21 protein-coding genes and 1 pseudogene are annotated in these 24,728 nt (G+C 64.7%); 8 read left to right on the top strand and 14 right to left on the bottom strand.

What is annotated here, in order from left to right; all coding sequences use genetic code 11:
- The first annotated feature begins 423 nt into the window (after positions 1-423).
- Together ABZW16_RS20270 and ABZW16_RS20265 are read left to right on the top strand one after the other, a co-directional pair.
- Positions 424-1,830 (top strand): selenium-binding protein SBP56-related protein, encoded by a 1,407-nt coding sequence (locus tag ABZW16_RS20270; protein ID WP_354957479.1) that lies wholly within the window; start codon positions 424-426, stop codon positions 1,828-1,830.
- Between the two features lie 289 nt (positions 1,831-2,119).
- Positions 2,120-3,037 carry a hypothetical protein gene (locus ABZW16_RS20265; RefSeq protein WP_354957478.1) on the top strand — a complete coding sequence of 306 codons (918 nt, stop codon included), beginning with the start codon at positions 2,120-2,122 and terminating at the stop codon, positions 3,035-3,037.
- Between the two features lie 309 nt (positions 3,038-3,346).
- Here the strand turns inward: ABZW16_RS20265 and ABZW16_RS20260 are convergent, their stop codons facing one another.
- Positions 3,347-3,730 carry a hypothetical protein gene (locus tag ABZW16_RS20260; protein ID WP_354957477.1) on the bottom strand — a complete coding sequence of 128 codons (384 nt, stop codon included), beginning with the start codon at positions 3,728-3,730 and terminating at the stop codon, positions 3,347-3,349.
- Between the two features lie 272 nt (positions 3,731-4,002).
- Here ABZW16_RS20260 and ABZW16_RS20255 point away from each other — a divergent pair.
- The 3 genes and pseudogenes from ABZW16_RS20255 to ABZW16_RS20245 all read left to right on the top strand — a co-directional run.
- Positions 4,003-4,131 (top strand): annotated as a pseudogene (locus tag ABZW16_RS20255) (catalase); the annotation flags it as partial.
- 94 nt (positions 4,132-4,225) lie between these two features.
- Positions 4,226-5,311: a sulfite oxidase gene (locus ABZW16_RS20250; protein ID WP_354957476.1), complete on the top strand. Its 1,086-nt coding sequence runs from the start codon at positions 4,226-4,228 to the stop codon at positions 5,309-5,311.
- A 39-nt stretch (positions 5,312-5,350) separates the two neighbouring features.
- Positions 5,351-5,473 carry a hypothetical protein gene (locus ABZW16_RS20245; protein ID WP_354957475.1) on the top strand — a complete coding sequence of 41 codons (123 nt, stop codon included), beginning with the start codon at positions 5,351-5,353 and terminating at the stop codon, positions 5,471-5,473.
- Positions 5,474-5,717: 244 nt separating this feature from the next.
- Here ABZW16_RS20245 and ABZW16_RS20240 read toward each other — a convergent pair whose 3' ends face one another.
- Complete coding sequence (locus ABZW16_RS20240; RefSeq protein ID WP_354957474.1) at positions 5,718-6,362, bottom strand: prolyl oligopeptidase family serine peptidase; 645 nt, start codon at positions 6,360-6,362, stop codon at positions 5,718-5,720.
- 532 nt (positions 6,363-6,894) lie between these two features.
- Between ABZW16_RS20240 and ABZW16_RS20235 the strand changes: the two genes are divergently transcribed.
- Positions 6,895-7,158 (top strand): helix-turn-helix transcriptional regulator, encoded by a 264-nt coding sequence (locus ABZW16_RS20235; protein WP_354957473.1) that lies wholly within the window; start codon positions 6,895-6,897, stop codon positions 7,156-7,158.
- 66 nt (positions 7,159-7,224) lie between these two features.
- Here the strand turns inward: ABZW16_RS20235 and ABZW16_RS20230 are convergent, their stop codons facing one another.
- From ABZW16_RS20230 to ABZW16_RS20200, 7 genes are all read right to left on the bottom strand, one after another.
- On the bottom strand, positions 7,225-7,644 hold the full coding sequence (locus ABZW16_RS20230) for a tautomerase family protein (protein WP_354957472.1): 420 nt from the start codon (positions 7,642-7,644) through the stop codon (positions 7,225-7,227).
- Between the two features lie 27 nt (positions 7,645-7,671).
- Positions 7,672-8,373: an SDR family oxidoreductase gene (locus ABZW16_RS20225; RefSeq protein ID WP_354957471.1), complete on the bottom strand. Its 702-nt coding sequence runs from the start codon at positions 8,371-8,373 to the stop codon at positions 7,672-7,674.
- A 579-nt stretch (positions 8,374-8,952) separates the two neighbouring features.
- Complete coding sequence (locus ABZW16_RS20220; protein ID WP_354957470.1) at positions 8,953-9,801, bottom strand: MBL fold metallo-hydrolase; 849 nt, start codon at positions 9,799-9,801, stop codon at positions 8,953-8,955.
- A gap of 476 nt (positions 9,802-10,277) precedes the next feature.
- A complete protein-coding gene (locus ABZW16_RS20215) occupies positions 10,278-10,745 on the bottom strand; it encodes a nuclear transport factor 2 family protein (RefSeq protein WP_354957469.1) in 468 nt (155 codons plus the stop codon).
- Positions 10,746-10,854: 109 nt separating this feature from the next.
- Complete coding sequence (locus ABZW16_RS20210) at positions 10,855-11,487, bottom strand: TetR family transcriptional regulator (protein WP_354957468.1); 633 nt, start codon at positions 11,485-11,487, stop codon at positions 10,855-10,857.
- Between the two features lie 73 nt (positions 11,488-11,560).
- Complete coding sequence (locus ABZW16_RS20205; protein WP_354957467.1) at positions 11,561-12,256, bottom strand: alpha/beta hydrolase; 696 nt, start codon at positions 12,254-12,256, stop codon at positions 11,561-11,563.
- Between the two features lie 655 nt (positions 12,257-12,911).
- Positions 12,912-14,675 (bottom strand): helix-turn-helix domain-containing protein, encoded by a 1,764-nt coding sequence (locus ABZW16_RS20200; protein ID WP_354957466.1) that lies wholly within the window; start codon positions 14,673-14,675, stop codon positions 12,912-12,914.
- Between the two features lie 151 nt (positions 14,676-14,826).
- On the opposite strand from ABZW16_RS20200, the gene ABZW16_RS20195 reads away from it, so the two are divergent.
- Positions 14,827-15,765 carry a class I SAM-dependent methyltransferase gene (locus ABZW16_RS20195; RefSeq protein WP_354957465.1) on the top strand — a complete coding sequence of 313 codons (939 nt, stop codon included), beginning with the start codon at positions 14,827-14,829 and terminating at the stop codon, positions 15,763-15,765.
- A 391-nt stretch (positions 15,766-16,156) separates the two neighbouring features.
- On the opposite strand, the gene ABZW16_RS20190 is transcribed toward ABZW16_RS20195, so the two are convergent.
- The 5 genes from ABZW16_RS20190 to ABZW16_RS20170 form a co-directional block, all read right to left on the bottom strand.
- On the bottom strand, positions 16,157-18,535 hold the full coding sequence (locus ABZW16_RS20190) for an arylsulfatase (RefSeq protein WP_354957464.1): 2,379 nt from the start codon (positions 18,533-18,535) through the stop codon (positions 16,157-16,159).
- A 296-nt stretch (positions 18,536-18,831) separates the two neighbouring features.
- Positions 18,832-19,779: a formylglycine-generating enzyme family protein gene (locus tag ABZW16_RS20185; protein WP_354957463.1), complete on the bottom strand. Its 948-nt coding sequence runs from the start codon at positions 19,777-19,779 to the stop codon at positions 18,832-18,834.
- A gap of 159 nt (positions 19,780-19,938) precedes the next feature.
- Complete coding sequence (locus ABZW16_RS20180; RefSeq protein WP_354957462.1) at positions 19,939-21,462, bottom strand: aldehyde dehydrogenase family protein; 1,524 nt, start codon at positions 21,460-21,462, stop codon at positions 19,939-19,941.
- Positions 21,459-22,331: an SDR family NAD(P)-dependent oxidoreductase gene (locus ABZW16_RS20175; protein WP_354957461.1), complete on the bottom strand. Its 873-nt coding sequence runs from the start codon at positions 22,329-22,331 to the stop codon at positions 21,459-21,461. The genes ABZW16_RS20180 and ABZW16_RS20175 overlap by 4 nt, the downstream gene beginning before the upstream one ends.
- Before the next feature lies 1 nt (position 22,332).
- A complete protein-coding gene (locus ABZW16_RS20170) occupies positions 22,333-24,144 on the bottom strand; it encodes a long-chain fatty acid--CoA ligase (protein WP_354957460.1) in 1,812 nt (603 codons plus the stop codon).
- 127 nt (positions 24,145-24,271) lie between these two features.
- On the opposite strand from ABZW16_RS20170, the gene ABZW16_RS20165 reads away from it, so the two are divergent.
- On the top strand, positions 24,272-24,728 hold a 457-nt coding region (locus ABZW16_RS20165; protein ID WP_354957459.1), incomplete at its 3' end, for a TetR/AcrR family transcriptional regulator.

Raw genomic sequence — 24,728 nt, 5'->3', positions numbered from 1 at the left:
TCGCAGCTTGTGGTCGCGATCGAATGTCTCCATCTCGATACCGGTTATCTCCATGGCGATATGTTGCTCCACGGAGCCCTCGAACAGCGGTAGGTTGATCTGCACCGTGTTGCGGCCCGGCTTATCTGATATGCGGTAGTGCCTTTCTCGGGCAATCGAGGCCGAGCATATCGACATTCCAGTGCTGACTCTGGCTGACCTCGAAGCCCACCATCCGGACACGGGCAAGGCGATCCGTGTGCTGCACGGTGATGCATCCAGCTGACCGCTGCGCTGGCCGTAGCTGGTGGATCTAGGTCGAAAGGCCGAGACTGGTAACTGCCTGCCCGCGCGATTACTGCACGCGACCATACGAGTCGCTCGGCACCGCCAGATCGGGCGAGGTGCGTGTGTCTCCGCCTATCGACATGAAGGAGGCTGGAAATGAATCACTCAGACTTGGACCCGACCTTCTATCGGAGCGCAGCGGAGGCGGCGGCCGCGCCACCGGAGCGGCTCGCATACGTTGTTGCATTCGACGGCGCGGCACAGAAGCCGGATGCGCTGTCAGTAGTCGATGTGGATCCGGGCTCTGCCACCTACGGCCGGGTGGTGGGCTGGACCGAGGTACCGCACCTGGGCAACGAGCTGCACCATTTCGGCTGGAACGCCTGCAGCAGCGCGCTGAAGCATGAGGGCCACCACAGCGCGGGGCTGGCTCGGCGGTACCTGATCGTGCCAGGTCTGCGCTCGTCACGACTGCATGTATTCGATACCCAGCCCGACCCACGCCAGCCCACCCTGTCCAAGATCGTGGACAGCTCCGAGCTCGCGGCCAAGGCCGGCTACTCCCGTCCACACACGCTGCATTGTGGGCCGGACGGTGTGTTCATGACCTGCCTCGGCGGGGCAAACGGATCGGACGGGCCGGGCGGGATCGCGCTGCTCGATCACGGTACGTTCGATGTGCTGCGGCAATGGGAGACCGACCGTGGGCCGCAGTACTTCGCGTACGACGCCTGGTGGCATCTCAACCAGAACACGCTGATCAGCAGCGAGTGGGGCACCCCGCCCATGATCGAGGACGGGCTGAAGCCGGAGCTGCTGCTGGCCAACAAGTACGGTCACGCGATCCACTTCTGGGACCTCGCCGCCGGTCGGCACCAGCAGCGGATCGATCTCGGCGAGCAGTACCAGATGCCACTCGAGCTGCGCCCTTCGCACGATCCGGACGCCACTTGGGGATTCGTCGGTGTGGTGATCTCGACCGAGGATCTGTCGGCCTCCGTGTGGCGTTGGCACCGCGATGGTGGTGTGTGGGCGGTCGACAAGGTGATCACCATTCCGGCCGAACCGGCCGATCCCGACCTGCTGCCGCCGGCACTGAAACCGTTCGGCGCGGTACCGCCGCTGGTCACCGACATCGACCTGTCGGTCGACGACGCATACCTCTACGTCTCGTGCTGGGGTACCGGGGAACTCCGGCAGTTCGACGTGCGCAATCCGGCTGACCCGAAACAGACCGGGTCGATCCGGCTCGGCGGGATCGTCGGCCGCAGCGCCCACCCGGCCGCGCCGAACCAGCCGCTTGCCGGCGGGCCCCAGATGGTCGAGATCAGCCGTAATGGTCGGCGGGTCTACCTCACCAACTCGCTCTATAGCGCGTGGGACGACCAGTTCTACCCGGATGGGGTCGGCGCCTGGATGGCCCTGATAGACACCGATCCGGACGGCGGAATGACCATCGAGGAGTCGTTCTTCCCACACGACGAGGACTTTCGAGGTCTGCGGGTGCATCAGGTGCGCCTCCAGGGCGGCGACGCATCCTCCGACTCCTACTGCTACCGGTAGTCGGATCGAGTGGGGACCACTGGATCTCGACCGCGTACGCCCGCGGTTGCGACCTTCTTCGCAACATTGGTCGGTTACTGCTCGCGGCTGACAGCATCGGCAGACATGAGCTCCATACCCAATGACACGACCGGCAGCAGGCAACCACGTATCCGCGGCTGCTTCTGCGAAAGTGGCCAGCTCTGGGCAAGCCAGGTCATCGCTGCAACTCTGACGGGATCGTGCGGCATTGTCGGGTTGTAACGTCTGCATCTATAAGTCGGTGAACCCCGGGCTGCCTGGAACTCATTTGAGCTTCGAGGAGCAAATGCAGGCGAGAATCGAACGGCTCGAGGACAGTGTCGGGACCGACCACCGGATGCTGCGGCACACGATCCGCGCCATGGCCGTAGTCAGCCTCTCCGAGGCGGAGTGGATTCGCCGGATGCGAGCCACCGGGACGAAATTGGAGCCTCGAGTCAATGTTGTCGATGGATATGTCGCGGGATACGTTGCTCAGTGGCGTGACCCCCACAACGCGCGCCTCGGTCCCACCGTAACTGATCTTGAAGTGGGCGGCAGTCTGAGCCTGCCCAATCTTCGAGACGGATGGGAAGCCGACGCGCAGGCTATAGCGGACGCACAGACAGAATGGAAACTGCCCCGCTCGGTTGAGCCGTCCAGCAGGGAAACAGCGCTTTGGGGCGATCCGGCGTTGTGGACGGACGCACTCGCTGATGCTCGGAACTTCAATCGAACACTGGCGCGCTTTCCCGGCAATGATCGGTCGGCATGGCGATGGGTGGCAAATCGGATCTCTGGAGTGCTGGCGCTCTGGTCACGGCGAAGAGAGCCCAATGCGGACGGACCGTTCGCAGCGGCAGCGCAAGAGGTCGGCATGTCGTCACTGGCTGGAAGCTGGCGGTCACCCACCCTCGGAACGCCAGCGCCAGATCTTGCGCAGACCGCGTTGGTCCTGGCCCAGTTATGCAGGGAGGTTCACGATCCGTCGGTCGAATCTCTGCTGGTGGGACAGCTGATCAGATGTACTGCCGCTATAGCACAGGCGCATCGTGAACGGGGTGAACTGGCGCGGGCGGCGCGAATCGACGTTACAGCTCTGAATCCGCTCGAGTCGGTTTGCCGCGAGCTACGCACGGCGACCCCAACATTACTGATCGGCTGCAAACTCCGGGCCGGACGCACATCACGACTGCAGTCGTATTAGCACCGCGCCTGACAGCGCGGAATTCGCCGGAGAGCGGATCGTCGCGTTACGCAAGGCGTCGGCTGCGGCATTCCTGCGCGGAGGAAAACGCCATGCATGTCCAAATACAAGTAGGGAGAAATCTGAGTGTCCGGAGGGGGACTTGATCACTACGCCCACGCGCTGTACCAGTAGAAATTGCTGGTCCTAGCGTGAGTCGCGAACAATGCTCGACTGCGGACTCGTGCGCTGTCAGCTGGTTGCACTCCACTCGGCGGTACCCGATGCCGAGAACTGATCAGCCCGAGAGGCGAGCGGCCACAGCCTGTGTCAGGGCGTGCCCAGCGCAGTTGCCGGGACGCCGTAGGGCAGGAACCGCACGCGACGGCGTTCATCGGTATTGTCGCGATGCGCACGCAAGGCCTCGAGCTCACTCGGAAAAACCTGCTCGACCCTGGCCTCGCCGACGTCGTCGATGCTGTAGATGACCCACACCCCACTGCCGGTCTCGCCGGTGGTCTCGCCCTCCGGCTGCGGCGGCCGCGTACGCTCCGGCTGAACAAACTGACCGAGCAGCGACGCCAGCGTACTTCCGCTTGCGCGATCGATGTACTCGCCGGCCTTTCCGAGGAGGTCGCGGAATTCGATCCCCACCTCCCGTAACGCGCGCTCGAATTCTTCCGGATCGATCCCGAAAGGCCGGTCGGGTGCCATCACATTGCTCCTGGAGACGAGTTCGGCGCTACGTCTTCAGTGTCCTCGCGCAACCCCGATTTCGCCACGCCCGGCAATGACCATGACCCGACGTGGCGAACTCGGCTCACTGGATCGGCTGTGATCCAAACGATAATCTGATTATTTCAATAACCAATCTACCGAATGTGAGCGTCCCGGTTTGCTCACCTGTGCCCGCGCCGAAATCTGGTCCATGCCTGGTGTTCACCGCCGGAACCGCGGTCGGCAGTAGAAGCCCTTCGCGCCGCTAGGTGCCGATGGCGGCGATGATCATCGAGCAGATGGCCGACTTCAAGCGCAACCAGGTGCCCGGCACCGGTCTCAGCCCCGACAAAATGCTGCTCGCTAGGGGCTTCTCCTACGCCGAAGCACACCGCGCCGCCTCGGAGTCGACTACGAGCAGATCCCCTGCAACCGGCGATAGGATTGAAGTCGCAGTCGCAGTCCGCGACGACTCCTTGCCGGGGCGGTGAGATGTGGGGTAAGCGCGAGGACATGATTGTGCGGGGACGGCTGCCGTTCAACGCCGAGCCGCCGCCATCGGTGCTGGCGGGCAGCGAAATCACCGCGGTGGACGCGTTCTATGCGCGCAATCACGGTCCGTTCCCCGACATCCCCACCGAGCAGTGGCGGTTGGGCGTCGATGGACGGGTGGACAATCCGCTCACCGTGACCTACGACCAGCTGACGACCGGCTTTGAGCAACACAGCGTGGTAGCGACGCTGGCGTGTGCCGGCAACCGGCGCGCTGAACTGCTGGCGGTGCGCCCGATCCCCGGCAAGGAGCCATGGGAGCACGGCGCGATCTCGACCGCCGAGTGGGCCGGGCCCAGGCTGGCCGATGTACTGCAGGCGGCCGGGGTGCACCACGATGACCGGCTGCACGTCGCATTCGCTGCGCCCGATGTGGCCCAAGAGGCCCGGCCGGTTCAGTCCTACGGCAGCTCCATCCCGCTGACCAAGGCGCTCCGCGAGGAGGTGTTGTTGGCCTGGCAGATGAATTCTCAGCCACTTCCGCGCGTTCACGGTGGCCCGGTGCGTGTGGTGGTGCCCGGCTACATCGGGGCTCGCAGCGTCAAATGGGTCACCGCCGTCACCGTGCAACCGGTCCCATCACAGAACTATTTTCAGGCCCTCGACTACCGCATTCTTCCGCCCGAGGCCGACCCAGAGGCGGTCGCACCGGGCGAGGGCATCTCGCTATCGTCGCTGGCGCTCAACTGCGACATCCTCGTGCCCACCGGGGGCGATCGGATTCCGCGTGGCTCCCGGACCGTTCGTGGATGGGCAATCGCCGGCGACGGCCACGGCATCAGACGGGTCGACGTCTCCGTCGACGACGGCCGCAGCTGGCGGCAGGCAGACCTGCACCCCGCACCCGGCCGGTGGGCGTGGCGGCCGTGGTCACTGACCGTCGACATGCGACCCGGGCCACTGAACATCACCGCCCGCGCCTGGGACGACGCCGGAGCCACCCAACCGGAATCCCTGGCATCCGTATGGAATCCCCGCGGATACGGCAACAACGCCTGGGCCCACATCAAACTGACGATCCTGTAAGGCATCGCGGTGTGCACGCCGTAATGGCGGCGGACCTGGGTGCTGCTGACCGAGGCTGTCCCCGGCGGGTGGGGCCTCGCGGGTCACGCCGATACCAATGCGGAACTCGTTACCGCCGCGCGCGCCCAACTCGCCGAGATCGCCGCCGCTGGCAAAGCCTGACCGCTGGGAATTCCCGCAGGGGCCGCGAACGAGTGCATGCTGCGACTACACGAAAGCTGTTGCGCCCCAACTTCTGACAGCGACTGTGGCCACCCTCATCCGATTGCTCGGCGGTCAGCTGCCGCCGGAGCTGAATGGCTGTATCGACCTCGCACGAAACTGACTTGGGTACAGTCGAATTCGTGCCTGTGCCCGCTGCGATAGACGGGAACTCGGTCGTGCGGGCTGCCATCAGAGATTTCCGTCAGGCCCGCACTTGTTCATGGATCCACTGATCGGCCAGCGTGGTCCAGATCGCGGCGTCACCGGCGCCGCGCGCCAGGCCGAGGCTGTGGGGACCGTGCGGGAACACATGCACTGCATGGGGTACATGGTTCGCGGCCAGCGCAGAAGCCAATCGGTAGGTGTGCTCGGGCGCTACGTAGGCGTCCTCTGCGGTGTGCCAGACGAAAAACGGTGGTGATTGAGGCGAAACCAAGGCGTCCAGCGAGGTCGACCGGCGTAGTTCCGGGCTGGCGTCCGCACCGAGCAGGATCAGCCGGGCAGGACGATAGGTCTCGGTCTCCATCGACGTGATCGGGTAGCCGAGCACGGCGAACTGTACTGCTTCGTCGGTGTCTGCTCCGGGCGCCAAGGCGGCCAGTCCGGCCAGATGGCCGCCGGCGGAGAATCCGACGACCCCGACTCGGTGTGCGCCCTCGGCCCGTCGGCGCCGGATCTCGGCACGCAAGGCCTGCAACGGAACCGGGTGTCGGACATTGAGCGGATATCGGAAGACACTTGCCCGAGCGTCGATGGAGCGCAGCCATTCGACAACAGGTTCTCCCTCGTGCGGTGCGTGTTCGGCGTATCCACCGCCGGGCAGCACGATTATGTGCGTCCTGGTCATCAAACCTCCCTCGCGTCCATCCCCGGTCTGTAACCACTCCGTTGGCTGCTGGGCGCTCGACATGTTCTCACCCTGCAGCAGTCGATATAGCTGTCGCACTCACCTGAATGAGTGAGTGCGGGCCTCAGCGCACCCGCCGTCACCCCAATCACCCGATCGAGGTGATGCACCTCGTCGTCCCGAACACGTACACATTCAGTGTGACCAGTACGGACCTTCGCCCAGGGAGAATTTTGCCCCCTCGGCTGCCGGATGTGGGCGACGACGGAATACCAGGCGTGCCGATTCACCGCACACGTTTACCCGCCCGGCTCGAGCAGGACCGGCGGGTGCAGATGCCCGAGCCGGACGCACTGCAGCTTGGCAGCGGGCGTCCGGGGCAGCGCGTCGTGGAGGGCGTGCGCGATCGGCTGAGGGGGCTGTCGGGTTCTGCTCGTGAGGTCGTCACGGTGGCGGCATCGCTCGGGCGTTACTTCGAACTCGATGATCTGGCCGGTGTTCTGGGGTTGCCGGCATCGAGGTGCAGCGCACAATGCGCTCGGCCGGCGCGCGGCGCGCGAAATGGTCGAGCGAGGCACCCGCCGTCGTGGCCACGACCGGGTGGGATGCCTTGACACCGACCGAACGTCGCGTGGCCACACTCATCGCGGCGGGGAATACCAACAGATCCGCGGCCACCGAACTCGCTGTATCCACCAACACCATCGGAACCCATCTGCGGTCCGTATTCGCCAAACTCGGTGTGCGATCACGCGTTCAGCTCGCGAACGTGATGAATCAGCATGCCGCCAGCTGAGTTCGGCTCCGATCCAGGGTGGCTGAGGCACGGAAATACCGATGAGCGTGCGTGTTTTCCCGTTGGTTAGTAGGGAATGGGTTTGTTCGTCTCGGCCCAGCCGCGCTCGATATCACTGCCGGGCGGGGGCGGGAACAGTCCCGCGATCATCCAGGTGTCCCGGGGCACCTCGTTGATATTGAATTCGACATGCAACCCGCGGTCGTGGGTGTACGGGGCCATGAGGTCGTGCAGGCGCTCGCTCATGCGCTTGCGCATATCGGGGTCGTCGACTTGGCGTGCCAGATGGTCGATGGTGATTCGCACGGAGGGGGTCGGTACGCCGCCGACGTAGAAGGAATCGGCCGGGACTTCGTGGAAGAGCGCCACCGCATAGAACTCGGGCAGCCCGAAGTGCGCGTAGTAGGCGGTGATGTCCTTGGCGAAGTTCTGTTTGTCTTCGGCCGTGAAGGTGTCGGCGGAGTGATAGATGTGCCACAGCGGCATGATGAACTCCCTTGAAAGAGAAGATTTTCAGCGAGCGAATGGCAAAGCGAGGCCCTCGACCGGCCCGGACAGCGCGGCCTTCACCTGTCTGGTGAACTCGTCGACGAGCACCTCGGACGCTCCCTGCTCCAGCCCGTCGGCGACCGCCGCGGCGACCTCTGCCGGGCCGATCTTCGGCACCGCGATGGCCTTCACCATGTCGGTGTCGGCGAATCCGAGATGCACACCGACCACCTGTGTGCCCTGCTCCGCCAATTCGATCCGCAGCGAATTGGTGATCGACCACAGCGCGGCCTTGGACGCGCCGTACGCCGCCGCCCCCGAGCTCCAGGACAGCGCCGAGTGCATATCCACCAGCGCCCCACCGCCGTTCGCCGCGAGGACAGGTGCGAAAGCCCGTGCGATCCGCAGCGGCCCGAAGACATTCGTCTCGAACGTCTCCACCACATCCGCCATCTCGGTCCGCAATAGCGGGCCCGGCCGCAGCACGCCCGCGTTGTTCACCACGATGCTCACATCGCCGGCCCGCTCCCTCGCTGCGGCGATCGAATCCGGGTCGGTTACCTCCAGCTCGAACGGCACGACCCGCGGATCGTCGCTCGCTTCCGGCTTGCGTGCGGTCACGTACACCTTGGACGCGCCCCGGTTCAGGAACTCCTGTGCGAGCGCGCGGCCCAGCCCGCGCTGCCCGCCTGTCACCAGGGCGATCGCACCCTCGATTGTCGTCATGTCTGCCTCCCTGATCTACTCTTGCGGCTATCTGACTATATATAACTATAGTTAACTGGGTAAGGGTAGGTCGCGTGAAGCTTTCATCCACACCGCCGTTATGGCCGTTGCGCGGCCAGAACGCCCGGCACCGCCACGTGTGGAACTACCCGAACTTGCCTTTCCTACTCGGATGGCCCGGATTCACCCTCGAATCGGTGGCCCCTTATCGATCCGGCTCGGGCGTGTCGCAGTGGATCTGGTGTTCCTATCCGGATCGCATTGCAACCCACAATCGCCTGCAGGCTCTGTGCATCGATGACACCCACCTATTGCGCCGGCTGGACTACAACTCCCAGATCTTCGGGCGGCTCACATCCTGTCCGGCTATGCAACGATCGATGGGATTGCCTTCGCGACTGACCGGGAGATCGTGCCGCGCTACCAGGATGGCGGCGCAGTATCCCGGTGCTGATCGGAATGACATTCAGCGATATCGAGATCGTCCACACCGACAGTTGAACGCTGGTGGGGGTGCTGCCCGACCGGCACCGACTCGACCCGATCATGTCGGGTCGATCTCTCCTTCCGTGCAGGCGATCAGTTCTGGAATTGGGAATAGGCGGCGGCGAACAACGTGTAGGGATTCCCGTAGCCGGGAAAAAGGCCGGTCATTTCATCGATAACCTCCTGTGCCGAGGACAGTTTGGCAACAGCACGGTCGAATGCCTCGATGTAGGAACGGGATTGTGCGAGTTGCCGTTCGGCGTCGTCGTCGGGCGCGCCGGGGTCCCGGTGTCCGGCGATGATCGTGGCGGGGCGCAGGTCGGCGATCTTGTCGATGGTCGCCAACCACGTCCGGCGGCTGTCGGGAGTCGAATTCCACAGCCACATATGGATGTTGTTGTACACGGCGTCGCCGGAGCAGACGGTATTCAACTCTGGAATGTGGACCACGGTATTGAGGACACCGTCGGCGCCCCCCACTTCGACCAAGTGCACCGGATGGCCGTCCACGGTCAGCGTGTCCGAATCCACCGGCTGCGGGAGTGCTGGCCGGCGGTCGAACCGATCGCCGAACCAGGCGATCCAGTTCTGTTGGACCTCGGGTCCGAGGTTGTAGCGCGCTTCCTCGATGACGGTGGTGTTCAAAGCCAGTAGCCGGGCCTGGGGGAATGCCTCGAGGACTGGGCCCGCGCCGAAGAAGTGGTCGCCGTGACCGTGGGTGACGACGATGCTGGTGAGGTTCTTGCCGGTTTCGCTGATCCACGCAGCGAGGCGGCGGCCTTCCTCGACCGTCATGAGAGCGTCGACCAGGATGGCGTCGCGCGCACCGGAGATCAGCGTGGCGGTCGACGCGGGCCAGGTGGCCGCAGTGTCCGGATCCCACCCCGGTCCACCATCGATGGGCAGGTATCCAGTGTTGAAGACATCGATCGTGACAGACATGGAATTAGCTTTCGCTCGCAATGGAGGCAATCGGTGGCCTGGGCCACCTGAAAGCCGGATCAAGCTCGAGTATCCACAGTCGGTCCTGGACGCTCCATCACCTGAATGTGTGACCCTGCTCGGCGCTCCTGACCTCGGCGAGTCGAACCACCGTGATCTGTGATATCCGTTTCCGCATACCGCGCTGACGAACCGGCCCGACACCATTGACCGCCGAGGAGGTGGTGGCCTTCGTCGACGTGCGATGAAGAGGGCTTCCCCGCGGCTGTAGTCGTGCACGGACGGTTGTGGGTGAGATGGGCGCGGGTCTTCTCGTGTGGCGCGGATGTATTCGCCGCATGGGCAGCCGAGTCGTGTCTTCAGGACGGGAAGTCCTTGCGGTGCGGAAGTAGCTGCGCTACCGGGGTATTCGGGGCAGACAGACAGGTGCGCGCCTTAGTGGAAAGGCGCGCACCCGAGGTCGACGGTAGGTCGGGTCAGCTGACTGCCGCGGTGGACGCGGCCACGGCGCCGGCGAAGTCGGGCTGGATGCCGAGTTGGGCGAGCATGACGCTGACGCCGACGTAGCAGTTGAATTCCTTGATCTTGCCGTCCTCGATGTACCAGAAGTCGGCGGTCGGGATGGCCAGCTTGGCGCCGGTGGGCTGGATGGTTCCGGCGGGCGTCTGGAACGGGCCGTTGAAGGTGCCCTCGATGGTCAGTTCGACGGCGACGACGTTGCCCATGACGTGGAATCGGTGCAGGTTGCGATGGATGTCGGGGGCGAGCTGGCCCATGAAGACGACCAGGTCTCCGAGGTGTTCACCGCGGTAGGTCTCTCCGGCGACGATGTTGTTGAATACGCCGTCCTCGGTGAACAGGTCTTTGAATCCCTGCACGTCCAGGACGCTGCCCTCGGCCGCGTGGTAGGCGGCGCGGACGGCGGCTTCGGCGGTGGTGGTCATTGCGCTCTCCTTGGGGAAAATCAAACGCTTGATTAAATATTCTGCCGCATAAGAAGGCTTGTCAAGCGATCGTTTGAATTGTTTTGGGGGAGGGGTTTGTTCGGCCTGGTCAGGCAGTGTGCTCGTGGCCGTGGAAGGCTCCGGCCACCACGGGCACGAGCAACCGCTCGATCTCCGCCGTGGGTGCGGCGGCGAGCTCGGCGCCGATGGGTGCCAGCGCGAGCCAGTTCAAAAGTCCGGCCGCACAACGGGTCCGGAAGATCAGTTCCTGCTCGTCGATCTCGGGCAGGTGGTTCGTGAGCACCCGCAGGCTCTCGGCGCGGGTCCGATCGAACTTCTCGTTCAATCGATCCCACCCCGCCGGCGGGTCGATTCCGACCCGCGCCACCGTCCGCATGACCGCCAGGTCCTGCCCACCGGCGGCAAGCGCGCGAATCATCGGCCGCGTGAACGCCGCGGCCAAGTCCTGAAGCGTCGCAGTGGATTCCACCGCGACAAGCTCCTGGATCTGTGCGTCCAGGTACCGCTCCAACGCCTGTTCGATGGCCGCATGACACAGCGCCTTCAGTGATCCGAAGTGATAGCTCACCGCCGCCACATTGGCTCCGGCATTCTCGGTGAGCTCGCGCAGTGTCACCCCCTCCTGTCCCCGCTGCGCGAGCAACTCCAGCGCGGCGGCCAGTAACCGCTCGCGCGTCCGTTGCCCGGTCTCCCGCCGCAAATCCGTCTTCTGTTCCCGCACGACGAAAGTCAAGCAGTCGCTTGAATTTCTTGTCAAACGCCTGCTGAAAGCTGTTTCCGCGGTACGGGGCTGGTTACGCCCCCGAACAGGATTTCGCGGCGGTGCGGATCACGTCGATCACCAGACCGGGCTGGGACAGCATGGGGACGTGGCTGCTGTCCGCCTCGTAGGTGCCGGCGTCCATGCGTTTTGCGCAGAAGCGCTCCAGCTCCGGATGTACGGTGCGGTCGTTTCTGCCCACGATGTACCAGCTCGGTTTCGACTTCCACGCGGTGCCCGCGACCTGCTGGTCGAAGAGGTCCACGGCGGGTACGCCCTGGGTGGCCAGCAGGAGTTGCTGTTCCTGTTCGGAGAGATCGCCCGCGAAGCATTCGATACCGTCCGACCGCAACCAGATGCGACCCTCGGCGATCTCGATGTGCGCGAACACATCCGTCGTGGGGAACTTGGCCTGCAGACTCTGCGACGTCTCGTCCGCGTCCGGGGCGAGCGCGGCGATGTAGACGAGCCCCGCGACACGGTCATCGGTCCCCGCGGCCGTAATGACGGAGCCGCCGTACGAGTGACCGACGAGGATGGCCGGGCTGCTGACCCGGCCCAGCGCCCGCCTGACCGCGGCGACATCGCCTTCCAGGGTGTCGAGGCTGTTCTGCGTGGACACCACCTCGTGTCCCGCCGCCTGCAATGCGGGAATCACCTTGCTGAAGCAGGACCCATCGGCCCACAAGCCGTGGGCGAATACGATGCTCGGTGTGGTCGGCGTCGACATGATGCGCACCCTTCCTCGGCACGAATCGGCGGGACCCGCACCGCGCTAGGTTTGTTCTCTGTCTGCGATCTGTGACGGCCGGGTGGGCCCTCATGGCCACCATCCTCCTCCCGCGACCCGCATCGGGACCGCGCTCTCGCGAGGTAATCCCGGTCGAAGTCATTGCACCGCAATGATTCTCGATCTTGTCATCGCTTATCGCCGCGCTCGTGGCCGGGCTGGTTGGGGGAGCGGCCGGCACCCGCCGTTGTTGCGGCGGATGAGGAGGAGTTGACGGCGGGCATTGCCGGAGCGCGAGGTCGAGGTGGGCGATCTGCCTTCGAGGCACCACGTTCCGGCGTTCGGCCGCATCACCAATCATCAAGGCGCATAGTCAGTTTCACTGAGCGGACTGGCTACCATGCGTGCAATACTGCGCGGACTAGATTACCACAGGGCTGATCGACTGCGCCGATGGTGGGGGCAACTATGGATGATGGCAGCAAATGATGAGAATCAGCAGATCGAGGAGCTCGTCCAGCGGCTTGCCGATAAGTTTCCGGCGATCGGTGCCGGGGTCATTGCAGACATCGTCGACGAAATGGTCGGGCAGAGTGCTCGCAGGGCGTTGGCGGCACCACCAGTGGCGGGGCAGCGCGACCCGGGGCAACTATGCCTACTCGATGCCGAAGTCCTTGATCCTGCGGTAGATAGTCGCCCGCGATATCCCTAGTGCCGCGGCGGCTTCGGCCTTGTTGCCGCCGTTCTCCTGCAGGCTGCGCACGATCGCGTCGCGTTCCAGTGCTTCGATCCGGCTCAGTCTGCGGCGGGTCAGCGCACGGCACTGTGGTGGCAGGTTCTCGATGTGGATCAGACCGGATCGCTGCTGTGAAATGGTTTCGGCTAATACCCGGCGTAGTTGGGCGACGTTGCCTGGCCACGATAGCTTGTTGAGCTGGCGCATGGCGTCCGGGGCAAGCCGGACTTCGGCGCCCTTGGTCAGCTCGCCCAGCAGGAAGGGGACCAGCTCTTCGAGGTCTTCGATGCGGTGCCGGAGCGCGGGCACGCCGACGGTCTGGCCGAACAGTGGCAGCAGCGAATCGAGAGCCGTAGCGGGCGTGGCCGAATGCATTGTTGCCGCAATCCATCCGCGACCGGCGCAGGTCTGGAGTATGTTCGCGATCGGCTCGACCGCCTCGGTCGGCAGGCAGTCCATATCTTTGATGACAACATTGAAATTACTGTTGCTGGTTTCGGCGCGCAGCGCGGCCAGTAGGCCCTCGGTGTCGGCGAAGTCGGCCGTCTGCAGCACCCGGGCCATCTTGCCGGGGCTGACGTGCGCGACGACAGATTTCGCGAGTTTTGTTCGTCCGGAACCCTTTTCGCCATCGATGACCACCCATTCGCGATCCCGGCAGCAGCGTTCGACCTGCTGGCAGCTGCGCCGCCACGAGCTGCTGCTACCGGCGATGCCGGGCAATGCGAGCGTGCCGTGTGCGACCGGGTGGTGCACGGTGTGGTCAACGATCAGCTGAACGTGCAGGACCATGTTGAAGTTGCTGCCACGTATCGAAATACGTTCGACTGCTGTCACTTTTGCGGTCTGACCGCTCGGCAGCGGGGCCAGGAGGGTATCGACGGCCCCGGGACGAACCAGGTCGGTCGAATATTGCAGCAACGCCCCTTGGTCGCGCGGGTCAAGAGCCTGGCGCAGGTAGTGGTTCATCAGCACCACGTCGCCACCGATCGCGAGCACGCCGAGCGGATACTGGCGGCATTGGCGCAGATATGTCTCCAGCAGCGCGGTCTCGGTTTCGCTGGCGAGCACGCGGAGCCGGTCCTGGATCTGGCTGCTCGCGCTGTTGGCGAGGGCGAGCATCAGCGGATCGGATCTGCTGGCCCAGCAGGTGAGATCGATGACGCCCAGCACCGAGCGCGTCAGCGGGTGGCGAATGGGCGAGCCGGCACACGCGAGCCCGCCGAGGGTGCCGAGATAGTGTTCGCCGCCACGAATGAACGTCGGGGTGGCTGTTTCCAGCGTGGTGCCGATTCCGTTGGTGCCGACGAAGTCCTCGGCATAGCTGTAGCCGGGAGCGAGTTGCACACCGTCGAGTGTGCGCATGATTGTGGCATCGGCGGCGCAGCGCTCGAGCAAGAGCCCATCCGACGAGGTCAGGATGACGCTGACAGCCTGGTCGGCCAGATCGCTCGCGAGCCGCTGCAGCACCGGCGCAGCGGCGCTCACCAGCGGGGAGTCGAGATTCGGTTCCCGCACATAAGGCAGCTCCACACGGTCGGGATGGATCTGCAGCGCGCGCGATCGGCACCACGAATTGAGCACAGTGTCGCGCACCGGCGGGAAATCGAGCGAACCCACCGTGAGGAATTGTTCGCGCGCCTTTTCTGGGCTCACGGCGACGTCGGCTCGAGGATCCGGCATCTGCTCATACCTCGGTGCTTGTTGCTCAACCCATGGTGGCGGCCGTCTCAGTGGATGACGCGTCTCAGATTGAGACCGTCAGTCTATCGCTTCCGCTGTGTCATGGGCACAGGGAGAAGTGCTTCGCACAGCAATACCAGGAGGAAGACGTTTGAGCCGCCAGAGCCTCAGCAAGGCTGATCGAAAGGTCACCGATCTATCGGGGGAGCCGACCTTCGCAGAGGTACGACCCCGCGCCGAGCTGCCGGATGAGTTCTTCGCACTGTTCCTCGACCCGACCCTTACCTACAGTTGCGCGTTCTGGCCCCACCCGGACGACACCTTGGAACGAGCCCAGTTGGCGAAGATCGACCTCGCTCTGGCCCAGTGCGATCTGCGCCCGGGGATGACCTTGTTGGATGTCGGTTGTGGCTGGGGTACGACCATGTTGCGCGCCATGGACACCTACGGGGTGAATGTGATCGGGCTGACTCCCAGCCGCAACCAGTACCGGTATGTGCGGAATCTGCTGGTCGACCGGGTGGTCCGAGGGCGCCCCTATGGTGGGGTGCGGCTGCAAGGCTGGGAGGAATTCGACCGCCGCGCAGACCGGATCGTGTGCATCGGTGCGTTCGACCCCTTCGAACGAGACCGCTACGGCGAGTTCTTCGAATTCGCTTACCGCACACTGCGCGCCGATGGAGTGCTGCTGCTGCAGGCCATCGTCGGCGACAACCGCGACGACCTGTGTGCATACGGAATTCAGCACACCGGCATCGATGACGCATTCATCCGGTTCCTCACCGAAACCATCTTCGGCGGCGGCCCGCTGCTGCCCCCAAGCGGACGCGACCCCAAAGGTGTCACCGCATACGCCGAAGACGCCGGATTCACCGTTACCGGCATGCAGTCGATGGGGCCGCACTACGCCACCGCCCTCGACCAGTGGGCCGATGCATTGCACGAGCACCGCGACCGCGCCATCGAGCTCGCCGGACCCGACACCTACAACGCCTACATCCGGTATCTGACCGGATGCGCCGACTACGCCCGCCGCGGCCGCATCGACGTCATGCAATTCACGTGCACCAAACCCGGCCCAACGCAGTGAACCAGACACATGACCAGCGACGACAGATCGCCGCCGACAGATATACCACGACGGTGTCGGGTCCTGCCGACAGCTTCTATCGGCGAATTCATGAGTTCTTATGGTCTCAGCTGGGTCCGGTCGCCGATCTCGATGTCTTGGACCTGGGGTGTGGGCACGGTTGGCTGGCCGAACAGATACGACGGGCCGGTGCCCGTGTCACGGGCCACCGAGTGGACTCAATATCAGAAGTGGTTCAGCACCATCCCCACCATGCTCGCGATGTCGTGCAGCCCATCTGATCGAACAACGAAACTGCAGCGCGGCTGACCTACAACTTCCTTGACGCTGATAGAGCTGGTGGGGTGCAACCGGATCGGCCGCCCCGGTGTGAGTAGATCGCGTTCGAAGCTTAGTTTCCCTCCAACACGGCCTCGGCTTCCTTTTGCAGGTCGTTGAAGGATTCCTTGCCGATGTCGACGGTGACGTTCTGGATGGTTCCTCCGGCGAACGTGGCGGGGCTCTGGTATTGCGGGGAGATGGTGTCGCCACTGTCGTAACCGATGCTGAGTCCCTCGCCGGCGAGGCCGAATCTGGCGGGTTGGGCGCGCATCGTGTCCTTGCTGACGGGTCGGCCGTCGATGTACAGCGTTGTGGTGCCTACGGATTCGCCGTGTTGCCCAGAGGCTTCGCGGCTGAATTCCATGCCGAGAGTGTGTTTGCCCGGAGGGAGCGGTGCCCAGGCGACGAAGTCCTGTTCGGGTTGGATGCCCAGGAAGTTGTAGACGTAGTGCAACCTGTGGTCCTTGATGAACAGGGTGTGTCCGCCGAAGCGGGAGCCGTGGGCGAAGATGACGCCTCGGGCTTCGGGGGTGAGGTCGACGTTGGCGACGATCTTGTAGGACCTGCCGCAGACATTGACCGCGGCGGCGTCGGGGACCGGCGAGGCACCCGGGTAGTAGACGTAGCGGTCGCGGGGCGGTTCGGGTTTGGGTCGTTGGACGCCGAGTTGTTCGACGACGGAACGGTCGTCGAGGGGCAGGACGTAGTTGTCGTGGGCTTCTTGGTTCCAGGCGTTGATCAGTTCCTCGAGCTTGTCGGGGTACTGGTCGGCGAGGTTCTTGGATTCGGAGCGGTCCTCGTCGACGTGGTAGAGCTCCCATTTATCCTGGTCGAAGTGGCCCTTGTTGCCGAGGGCGGCGTGCAGCGACGCGGCTTTCCAGCCGTTCTCCCAGATGCCGCGGGTGCCGAGCATGGCGTAATACTGGCGTTTCTTCGTGGTGGGCGTGTCGGCGTTGTCGAAGCTGTAGCGCATCGACACACCATTGATCGGGTATTGCTTCACCCCGCGGAACTCATCGGGCATCTGGATGCCGGTGACCTCCAGAATGGTCGGCACGATGTCGGTGCAATGGTGGTATTGGTGCCGGATCTGTCCCTTGGCCTTGATTCCCTTGGGCCAGTGGATCACCATCGGGTCGCAGGTGCCGCCGGAGAACTGTGCGTAGCGTTTGAACATCTGGAACGGAGTGGAGAATGCTGCGGCCCAGCCGGTCGGATAATGATTGTAGGTGTCGGGGCTGCCGAGCCGGTCCAGATATCGCATGTTCTCGGCGAGATCGTCGGGGTAGCCGTTGAAGAATTTGTTCTCGTTGACCGACCCGTTCGGCGAACCTTCGCCGGAAGCGCCATTGTCGGCGCAGTAGAAGATGACGGTGTTGTCGAGCTGCCCGGTCTGCTCCAAATAGTCGACGATGCGCCCGATCTGGACGTCGGTGTACTCGGAGAACCCGGCGAACACCTCTGCCATCCGCGAGAACAATCGTTTCTCGTCGGGATCGAGCGAATTCCAGGGCCGCACCGCGTCCGCTGCGAGCGCGACGTCTTTGGGCAGCGGGTTGATCGGCGTGAGGGCGGTGCCTTTCGGCATGATGCCCTTGTCGATCATGCGCTCGAGTACCCATTCCCGGTACGCCTCGTAACCGTCGTCGAACTGGCCTTTGTATTTGTCGGCGTATTCGGCTGGGCTGTGGTGCGGCGCGTGGCTGGCACCGGGGCAGAACCACATGTACCAAGGTTTGGACGGGTTGCTCGACCTCTGGTCGCGCAGCATTTTGAGGGCGTTGTCTGCCAGGTCCCTGGACAGGTGATAGCCCTGCTCCGGGCTGTAGGGTGCCTCGATGAACCGGTTGTCCTCCGCCAGGTTCGGGTACCAGTTGTTGGTTTCACCGCCGAGGAACCCGTAGAAGCGGTCGAAACCTTTCTGCAGCGGCCATTCCGATTTGGTGCCTCCGCTGGAGATGTCGCTTTCGGGCACGTTGTGGTTCTTGCCGAGCCAGAACGTGCTGTAGCCGTTGTCCTGGAGCACCTGCGCGACCGTCGCGCACTGTGCGGGCAGGCGGCCCGCCGCGCCGGGAAAACCGTTGGTGCCCTCGACGATTGACGCGAATCTGTTCACGTGATGGTTGCGGCCGGTCAAGAAGCAGGATCGGGTGGGCGAGCACAGGGCCGTGGTGTGCCACTGGGTGTAGGTCAGCCCATCGTTGGCGAGGCGTTGCAGTACCGGCATATTGATCCGGCCGCCATACGGTGACCAGGATGCCAACCCGACGTCGTCGAACAGCACCACCAGCACATTCGGGGCGCCGTCGGGTGCCTTCTTGACCTCGTACGGGGTCCAGTCCGGCTTGGAGTCGCGCACGTCGAGTTCGACCTTGCCGTGGAATCCGTCGTCGATCCCGGTTCCGTAACCGGGCGGAGTGTCGTTCTTGGATTTGTCGCACGCGGCCATCAGCGGGACGGCGGCGGCAGTTGCTCCTGCCGCGGCGAAGCCACCCAGAATGGAACGCCTGGATAACTTATTGCCGGGAGGATGAGGAGTGGAATTGGATTCGAGCGAAGACTGCTCGTCGTACCGGTCCATGATTAAATGACTAACCTTTCGATATCAATTCGATGTAGGGCCATAGCGTCAAGCGAATCGAAGTTTCCGAAGCGCAGTCAGAAACTGAAAAGTGGCCAGCCGATATGGCCTATGACGGTGCCTCCTGGTCGCGGCCGTAGTGCCGGGTCGCTGCGGTCGGGCGGTCATTCGGACACGGCGCAACGGAACCCGAGGTGGCACGTCGCCGTGTCCTCGGTCTGGCCCTGGCGCGCCGCGGGCCGATACCGCAGGCAATAGTTCGGTGCGCACAGATACGAACCGCCCTTGACCACGCGACGCGGGAACCGCTCACCGAACTCCGGTTCTGGTGGCGCATCAGCGCGTGCGGCACTGGTCGCGGGTGCACAGCACGAGCCCGCCGGAGCGCGGTGTTCCGGACGGAAGTAGTCGGTGGTCCACTCCCACACGTTGCCCGCCACATCGAACAGTCCGTACCCGTTGGGCGGGTAGGTGCCGACCTTGGTCGTGCCCGGCTGCGTCGTCTGGCCCTTGCCCGGTAAGAACTCCCACGGAAACCGGCCCATCCATGTGTTGGCCATCCGCCGCCCCCGCGGGGCGAACTCCGCACCCCACGGGAAGGTCGCCGCGTCCAATCCGCCGCGGGCGGCGAACTCCCATTGGGCCTCGTTCGGCAGCGTCTTTCCGGCCCACTCGGCATAGGCGGCGGCGTCGGCGTAGGCGATGTGGGTGACGGGGTGGTGCGTGCGCCCATCCAGATTTGTGCCCGGCCCGCCCGGATGTCGCCAGTTCGCGCCCGGAACGTAGGACCACCACAGGTGCCAATCATCCAGTGGCACCGGTTTGCCCGGCGAACGGAACACCAATGCGCCCGGCACGAGGTCTGCGGGATCGGCACTGGGGAAGTTCGCCGGGTCGATTTCTCGCTCGGCCATCGTCACATATCCCGTCTCACGCACGAACCGGTGGAATGCCGCGTTCGTCACTGGGTGGATGTCGATCCAGAACGGCTCCACCACAACTTCACGCACCGGCTGTTCCTCAGGGAAGAAATCCAGCGAACCCATGGCGAACACGCCGCCCGGGACCCGCGCCATACCCTTACGCCCGACCGCTACCGCATTACCTGACATCGTCCGTGCCTCCAGCTGAACCGATCAGAACCTCATGCACTCTCAGACAGTGCTGAGCCAACCTACTTCCGTCATCCGATGCGCTCGGCGACCCACGAAAGAGGGTTTCGATGCGGAGCGTGGTCGCAAACGCGGTCTTCCGCAGACAGCGCTTCATCTTCACGTCCGCGCGGTGCGCGCCGGAAGTCGCCACATCGACGCGCTGCCGGTCGTGGCGACCGCGGCGAGCAACCGGCGTACGACTCGCGCCTTCCGTGGGCCGTACGGGTACCACAGTGGTTCCCAAGGCAGGGGACGGATGCGCGGCGCGGTGACCGCCTGCTGACGCGTGTATTTGTGCAGGCCGGCGGCTCCGCCCAATCGTGCGCCGGATCCCGACCGCTTCCACCCGCCGTGCGGCAGTCCCATCTCGAAGAGATTGGTGACCGTGTCGTTGATGTTGACCGCACCGACCTCCAGCGCACGGGCGATCTGCGCGCCGCGGGCCGGATCGCGGGTCCACACCGATGCGGACAAGCCGTACACCGACTGATTCGCGCGTCGGATCGCCTCGGCGGCGTCGGCGACCTTCACGATCGGGATGGTCGGCCCGAAGGTCTCCTCGCGCAGGCAGGTCATCGACTCGTCGACGTCGACGAGCACGGTTGGCGCGAGGAAGGGCCCGCCTGCGTCACCGCCGCCGATGAGCGCTGTGGCTCCGGCCGCGACGGCCTCGTCGATGTGACGCTGCGCGATCGCACGCTGGGCCGGTGTGGCCATGGCGCCGATGTCGACGGAGTAGTGCATGGTGTCGTCGCCTTGGCGCAGCCCGGCGATGTAGTCCACCAGGTTCGTGACGAAGCGGTCGTAGACCGGCGCCTCGACGTATACCCGTTCGACCGAGATACACGCTTGCCCGGAGTTGAGCAGTGCGCCCCAGGCGATTCCGCGCACCGCCCGATCCAGGTCCGCGTCCGCCAGCACGATCGCCGGATCCTTGCCTCCGAGTTCCAGGCTGTAGGGGATCATCCGGTCGACGCACCGGTGTGCGATGGCCTGCCCGGTGTGGGTGGATCCGGTGAACTGGACGTAGTCCACGTTCTCGACCACTGCGGCACCGGTCTCGCCGGTGCCGGTGACCACCGCGAACACCGCCGGCGCCCCGATCTCCTGCCAGCCGCGCTGCAGTTCCAGCGCCGTCAGCGGTGTCACCTCCGACGGCTTGAGCAGCACCGCCGCGCCGGCAAGCAGGGCCGTGATCGCATCCGCGCCGGGAATCAGCAGCGGGAAGTTCCACGGGGAGATCACACCCACTACCGGGAAGGGACGGTGGATCCGCATCATCCGCTTCGGTGTGCTCAGCAGTCCCGACGGACGGACGCGTTCGTCGGCGAGGAACTCCATGGCGTGCCGGGCAAAGTAGCTGATCGCCTCGGCCACGAACGGCAGCTCGATTTCCGCTTCGGCACGCGGCTTGCCCGACTCGGACTGCAGCACATCGGCGATGCGATCCCGTTCTGCGAGCAGCCACTCGCGCAGCTTGCGCAGCCAGCCGGCCCGGGCGGCGGGACCGATCGCCTCCCATTCCCGTTGCTGCTCACGCAATTCCCGGACGATCGCGGCCACCGCCTCGGGCCGCTCGCTGGGTACCGTTGCCAGTACTGTGCCATCGACCGGCGACAGCACCTCGATCTTGCCGGTCATGCCGCGCCACCGGTGAGCCGCCGGTGATAGCGCTCCCGTAGTACGGGATCGACGTGCATGGCACCGACGTCGATCTTCAGTGCATGTAGCAGCGCATACTGCGCGGTGGTGGGCAGGATCGCCATCGATGAGAGAAGTCGGCCGAGCGATTTCGGAATTACCGCTCGCCGCTTGCGTTTCGCGACCGCCGCGACGATTCCAGCGGCCACGTCCTCGGGATCGACGGTCGTGATGCCTGTCATCCATTTGGGCATTCGTGTTCCGGCGGACAGCTCGGTACGGACGACGCCCGGCAATACGAGCGTGACGGCCACACCATCGGTGCGCAGCTCCCGCTCGAGCGTCTCGGTGAACCCGATCACGAAACGCTTTGTCCCGCAGTAGGTGGCCAGACCCGGCAGTACCGTCACCCCGGCCAGCGATGCGATGTTGACGATGTGTCCGCTGCCCCGTCGCCGGAACCGCTGCACGGCGAGCCGGGAGCCGATGAGTACGCCGTTCACGTTGATATCCACCATCCGCGCGGTCATCGCGGGATCCTCGTCGGAGAACAGTCCGGTCGGCATGATGCCCGCGTTGTTCACCAGCACGTCGAGCGGGCCAAGCTCGGCTTCGGCGGCGGCGAGAAAGCTCGCGAAGGAGTCCGCGTCGGTGACGTCGAGTGGCAGTCCGACGATGCGGGCGCCGGGGCGGGCGGACAATTCGGCGGCGGTCTGGGCGGCGAGCCCGGCGTCGATGTCACCGATCGCGACGGCGGCGCCGGCGGCGAGGAACGCCGCCGCGGTCGCCCGGCCGATGCCACGGGCGCCGCCGGTGACGGCAATCACCTTGCCGCGCAAGCCTTGTGGTGAAACATATGGTCGGGCCATCTCAGGCACCCTCTTTCGTAGTGTAGAGCGCGTCGATCTCGTTCGCGTATTTCGCCGAGATCCGGCCGCGCTGGAGTTTGAGGGTGGGGGTGACCTCGTCTCCGCCGGGCTCCCAGTACACGGGCAGAATCGTGAACTTCTTGATCTGCTCCACCCGTGACAGCTTCGCGTTCGCCCGCGCGACAGCCTCGTCGATGAGGCGCCGGACCTCCGGATGTTCGGCGAGCCTCGCCGCCGATCCATCGGCGAGGCCGCGCTCGCGGGCGAATGTCGCGCCAGCGTCCGGGTCGAGTGTGACCAGCGCGGTGACGTACTTGCGCCGGTCCCCGATGGCGGCGACGCAACCGATCATCGAGCATGCGGTTTTGACCGCGTTCTCGATGTTGGCCGGTGACATGTTCTTTCCGGCGGAGTTGATGATCAGCTCTTTCTTGCGGTCGACGATCGTCACGTATCCGTCGGCGTCGAGGGAGCCGATATCGCCGGTGTGCACCCAGCCGTCGGCGTCGATCGTTTCGGTGGTGCGCACCGGATCATTGCGGTATCCCCGCATGACCCCCGGAGTTCGCACGAGCAGTTCGCCGTCCTCGGCTTGCCGGATCTCCACATCGCGCAGCGGCGTGCCGACCGTCCCCGGCCGGATCGCGCCGGGCGGATTGATCGTGGTCACCAGGATTTCCGACATACCCCAGCCTTCACAGCACGGAATACCCAGTCCGAGAACGAATTCCAAGGACTCGGGAGCGATCGGCGCGGCGCCGGTGAGTGCGAGCGTCACTCGGTCGAGTCCGAGCTTCGCGGCGAGGCCGGACAGCACCAGGCGATCGGCGATCAGCTGCCGCAGGCGCTCGTGGAGCGGCGGGACCGTGCCCGCCAGCCGGTGCGCGGCCCCGCGACGTCCGACATCGAGCGCCCAGGACGCGATGGAGCGGCGCGGGAATTTCTCTGCCGCCACTGCGTTTTCGACGGCCGCCTGCAGCTTGTACCAGAGCATCGGAACCGCCAGGAACAGTGTCGGCCGCACCGTGGGCAACACGTCGATGAGTTCTCCACTGTTGGCCACGGTCGTGACCGTCGCTCCGGCGGCCGACGCTGCGTACTGCCCGAACCAGCGGTTCAGCGCGTGCGCGTCCGGCAGATAGGACACCAGCCGCCCGCCGAAGGCTCCGGCGGCGAATTCGGGGATGGCGAACACGGCTTCGGTGAAATACAGCAGGGCGCGATGGGTGAGTTCGACGCCCTTGGGCGGTCCGGTCGTGCCGGAGGTATAGATCAGCGCCAGCAGGTCATCGGGCCGCACTGCCCGCCACGCGGCCTCGAAGTCGAAGTCCGGGCGTCCGGCCGACTCCAATTCGGCCAGACTGATGATCTCGTCTCCATCTCCGTCGACGCAGACGACGTGCTGGACCTTGCCGTCACGGCGTGCCTCGAGCACCTTCGGAAAGAACTGCGCTTCACACACGACGACGGTGTTCTCGGCATTGGTGAACAGATAGCCGATCTGCTCGATGCTGCTGGTGTTGTAGATCGAGAACGGGGTCGCGCCGAGGTGATAGGTGGCCGTGTCGACCAGGTGGAATTCGGGGCGGTTGGTCAGCATGATCGCGACGATGTCGCCGTGGGAGACGCCGAGCGCCGCCAGGCCCGCGCCGATGCGCCGGACTCGCCGGGCGTATTCCCGCCAGGTGATCGACACCGCGCCATCCGAGGTTCGCAGCGCGATCTGGTCGGCGCGGGCCGCCGCCGTGGCCTGAAAAAGTTCGCAGAAGCTGTCGGCCTCGCGTATCCGCTCGATCGCCGTTGATTCGGGCATTGGAATCCTTCAGCAGATGGGTACGTTTCGCGGTAATTTTGTACCCAAATGGGTACCCAGTCAAGAGCCTCTGTACGATGAGCTCCTGAATTTCGAGCCATGGAGAGTCGGAAGCGAAGGATTATCGATGCCAGCTGCGCGGACCAGCCCACGCCGGACGGGCACGGTGCGCCGGATGACCGAGGAGCGGCGCGACGAGATCCTGCAGCGCCTGGAAACCATCATCCTGGCCGAAGGCTTCGGCTCCCTGACGATCGACGAAATCACCAGCCGGCTGCAGTGTTCGAAGTCCACCCTGTACTCCGTCGCGCCCAGTCGGGAGCAGCTGATCATCAAAACGCTCGAGCGCGTCTTTCGTGTCCGAGCCGAGAAGATCGATCGGCAAGCCCGCGCGGCGGACACACCGCGAGAACGAATCATCAGCCATATCAACGGAGTTCGCGACGAGATGGCGACCCTCTCGCGTGCCTGCTATGCGGATATGCGAGCCTTCGAGCCCGGCGATGACCTGTACCGCCGCAACGCTCACGCCTCGGCCGACCGGTTGCGCGAGTTCATCGACGAAGGCATCTCGGACGGATCGT

Source organism: Nocardia sp. NPDC004604 (assembly GCF_040609795.1).
Classification (GTDB): Bacteria; Actinomycetota; Actinomycetes; order Mycobacteriales; family Mycobacteriaceae; genus Nocardia.
Note: the sequence above shows the minus strand (reverse complement) of the source record. Positions and strands in the feature narration are given on the sequence as shown.

What these genes read in the sequence shown, in the direction of transcription:
- ABZW16_RS20180 (WP_354957462.1), bottom strand. Translation starts at nt 21,462, where the DNA reads ATGACCGGCAAGATCGAGGTGCTGTCGCCGGTCGATGGCACAGTACTG.
- ABZW16_RS20185 (WP_354957463.1), bottom strand. Translation starts at nt 19,779, where the DNA reads ATGTCAGGTAATGCGGTAGCGGTCGGGCGTAAGGGTATGGCGCGGGTC.
- ABZW16_RS20260 (WP_354957477.1), bottom strand. Translation starts at nt 3,730, where the DNA reads ATGGCACCCGACCGGCCTTTCGGGATCGATCCGGAAGAATTCGAGCGC.
- ABZW16_RS20190 (WP_354957464.1), bottom strand. Translation starts at nt 18,535, where the DNA reads ATGGCCGCGTGCGACAAATCCAAGAACGACACTCCGCCCGGTTACGGA.
- ABZW16_RS20230 (WP_354957472.1), bottom strand. Translation starts at nt 7,644, where the DNA reads ATGCCGCTGTGGCACATCTATCACTCCGCCGACACCTTCACGGCCGAA.
- ABZW16_RS20175 (WP_354957461.1), bottom strand. Translation starts at nt 22,331, where the DNA reads ATGGCCCGACCATATGTTTCACCACAAGGCTTGCGCGGCAAGGTGATT.
- ABZW16_RS20250 (WP_354957476.1), top strand. Translation starts at nt 4,226, where the DNA reads ATGTGGGGTAAGCGCGAGGACATGATTGTGCGGGGACGGCTGCCGTTC.
- ABZW16_RS20270 (WP_354957479.1), top strand. Translation starts at nt 424, where the DNA reads ATGAATCACTCAGACTTGGACCCGACCTTCTATCGGAGCGCAGCGGAG.
- ABZW16_RS20200 (WP_354957466.1), bottom strand. Translation starts at nt 14,675, where the DNA reads ATGCCGGATCCTCGAGCCGACGTCGCCGTGAGCCCAGAAAAGGCGCGC.
- ABZW16_RS20225 (WP_354957471.1), bottom strand. Translation starts at nt 8,373, where the DNA reads ATGACGACAATCGAGGGTGCGATCGCCCTGGTGACAGGCGGGCAGCGC.
- ABZW16_RS20235 (WP_354957473.1), top strand. Translation starts at nt 6,895, where the DNA reads ATGCGCTCGGCCGGCGCGCGGCGCGCGAAATGGTCGAGCGAGGCACCC.
- ABZW16_RS20220 (WP_354957470.1), bottom strand. Translation starts at nt 9,801, where the DNA reads ATGTCTGTCACGATCGATGTCTTCAACACTGGATACCTGCCCATCGAT.
- ABZW16_RS20240 (WP_354957474.1), bottom strand. Translation starts at nt 6,362, where the DNA reads ATGACCAGGACGCACATAATCGTGCTGCCCGGCGGTGGATACGCCGAA.
- ABZW16_RS20205 (WP_354957467.1), bottom strand. Translation starts at nt 12,256, where the DNA reads ATGTCGACGCCGACCACACCGAGCATCGTATTCGCCCACGGCTTGTGG.
- ABZW16_RS20170 (WP_354957460.1), bottom strand. Translation starts at nt 24,144, where the DNA reads ATGCCCGAATCAACGGCGATCGAGCGGATACGCGAGGCCGACAGCTTC.
- ABZW16_RS20215 (WP_354957469.1), bottom strand. Translation starts at nt 10,745, where the DNA reads ATGACCACCACCGCCGAAGCCGCCGTCCGCGCCGCCTACCACGCGGCC.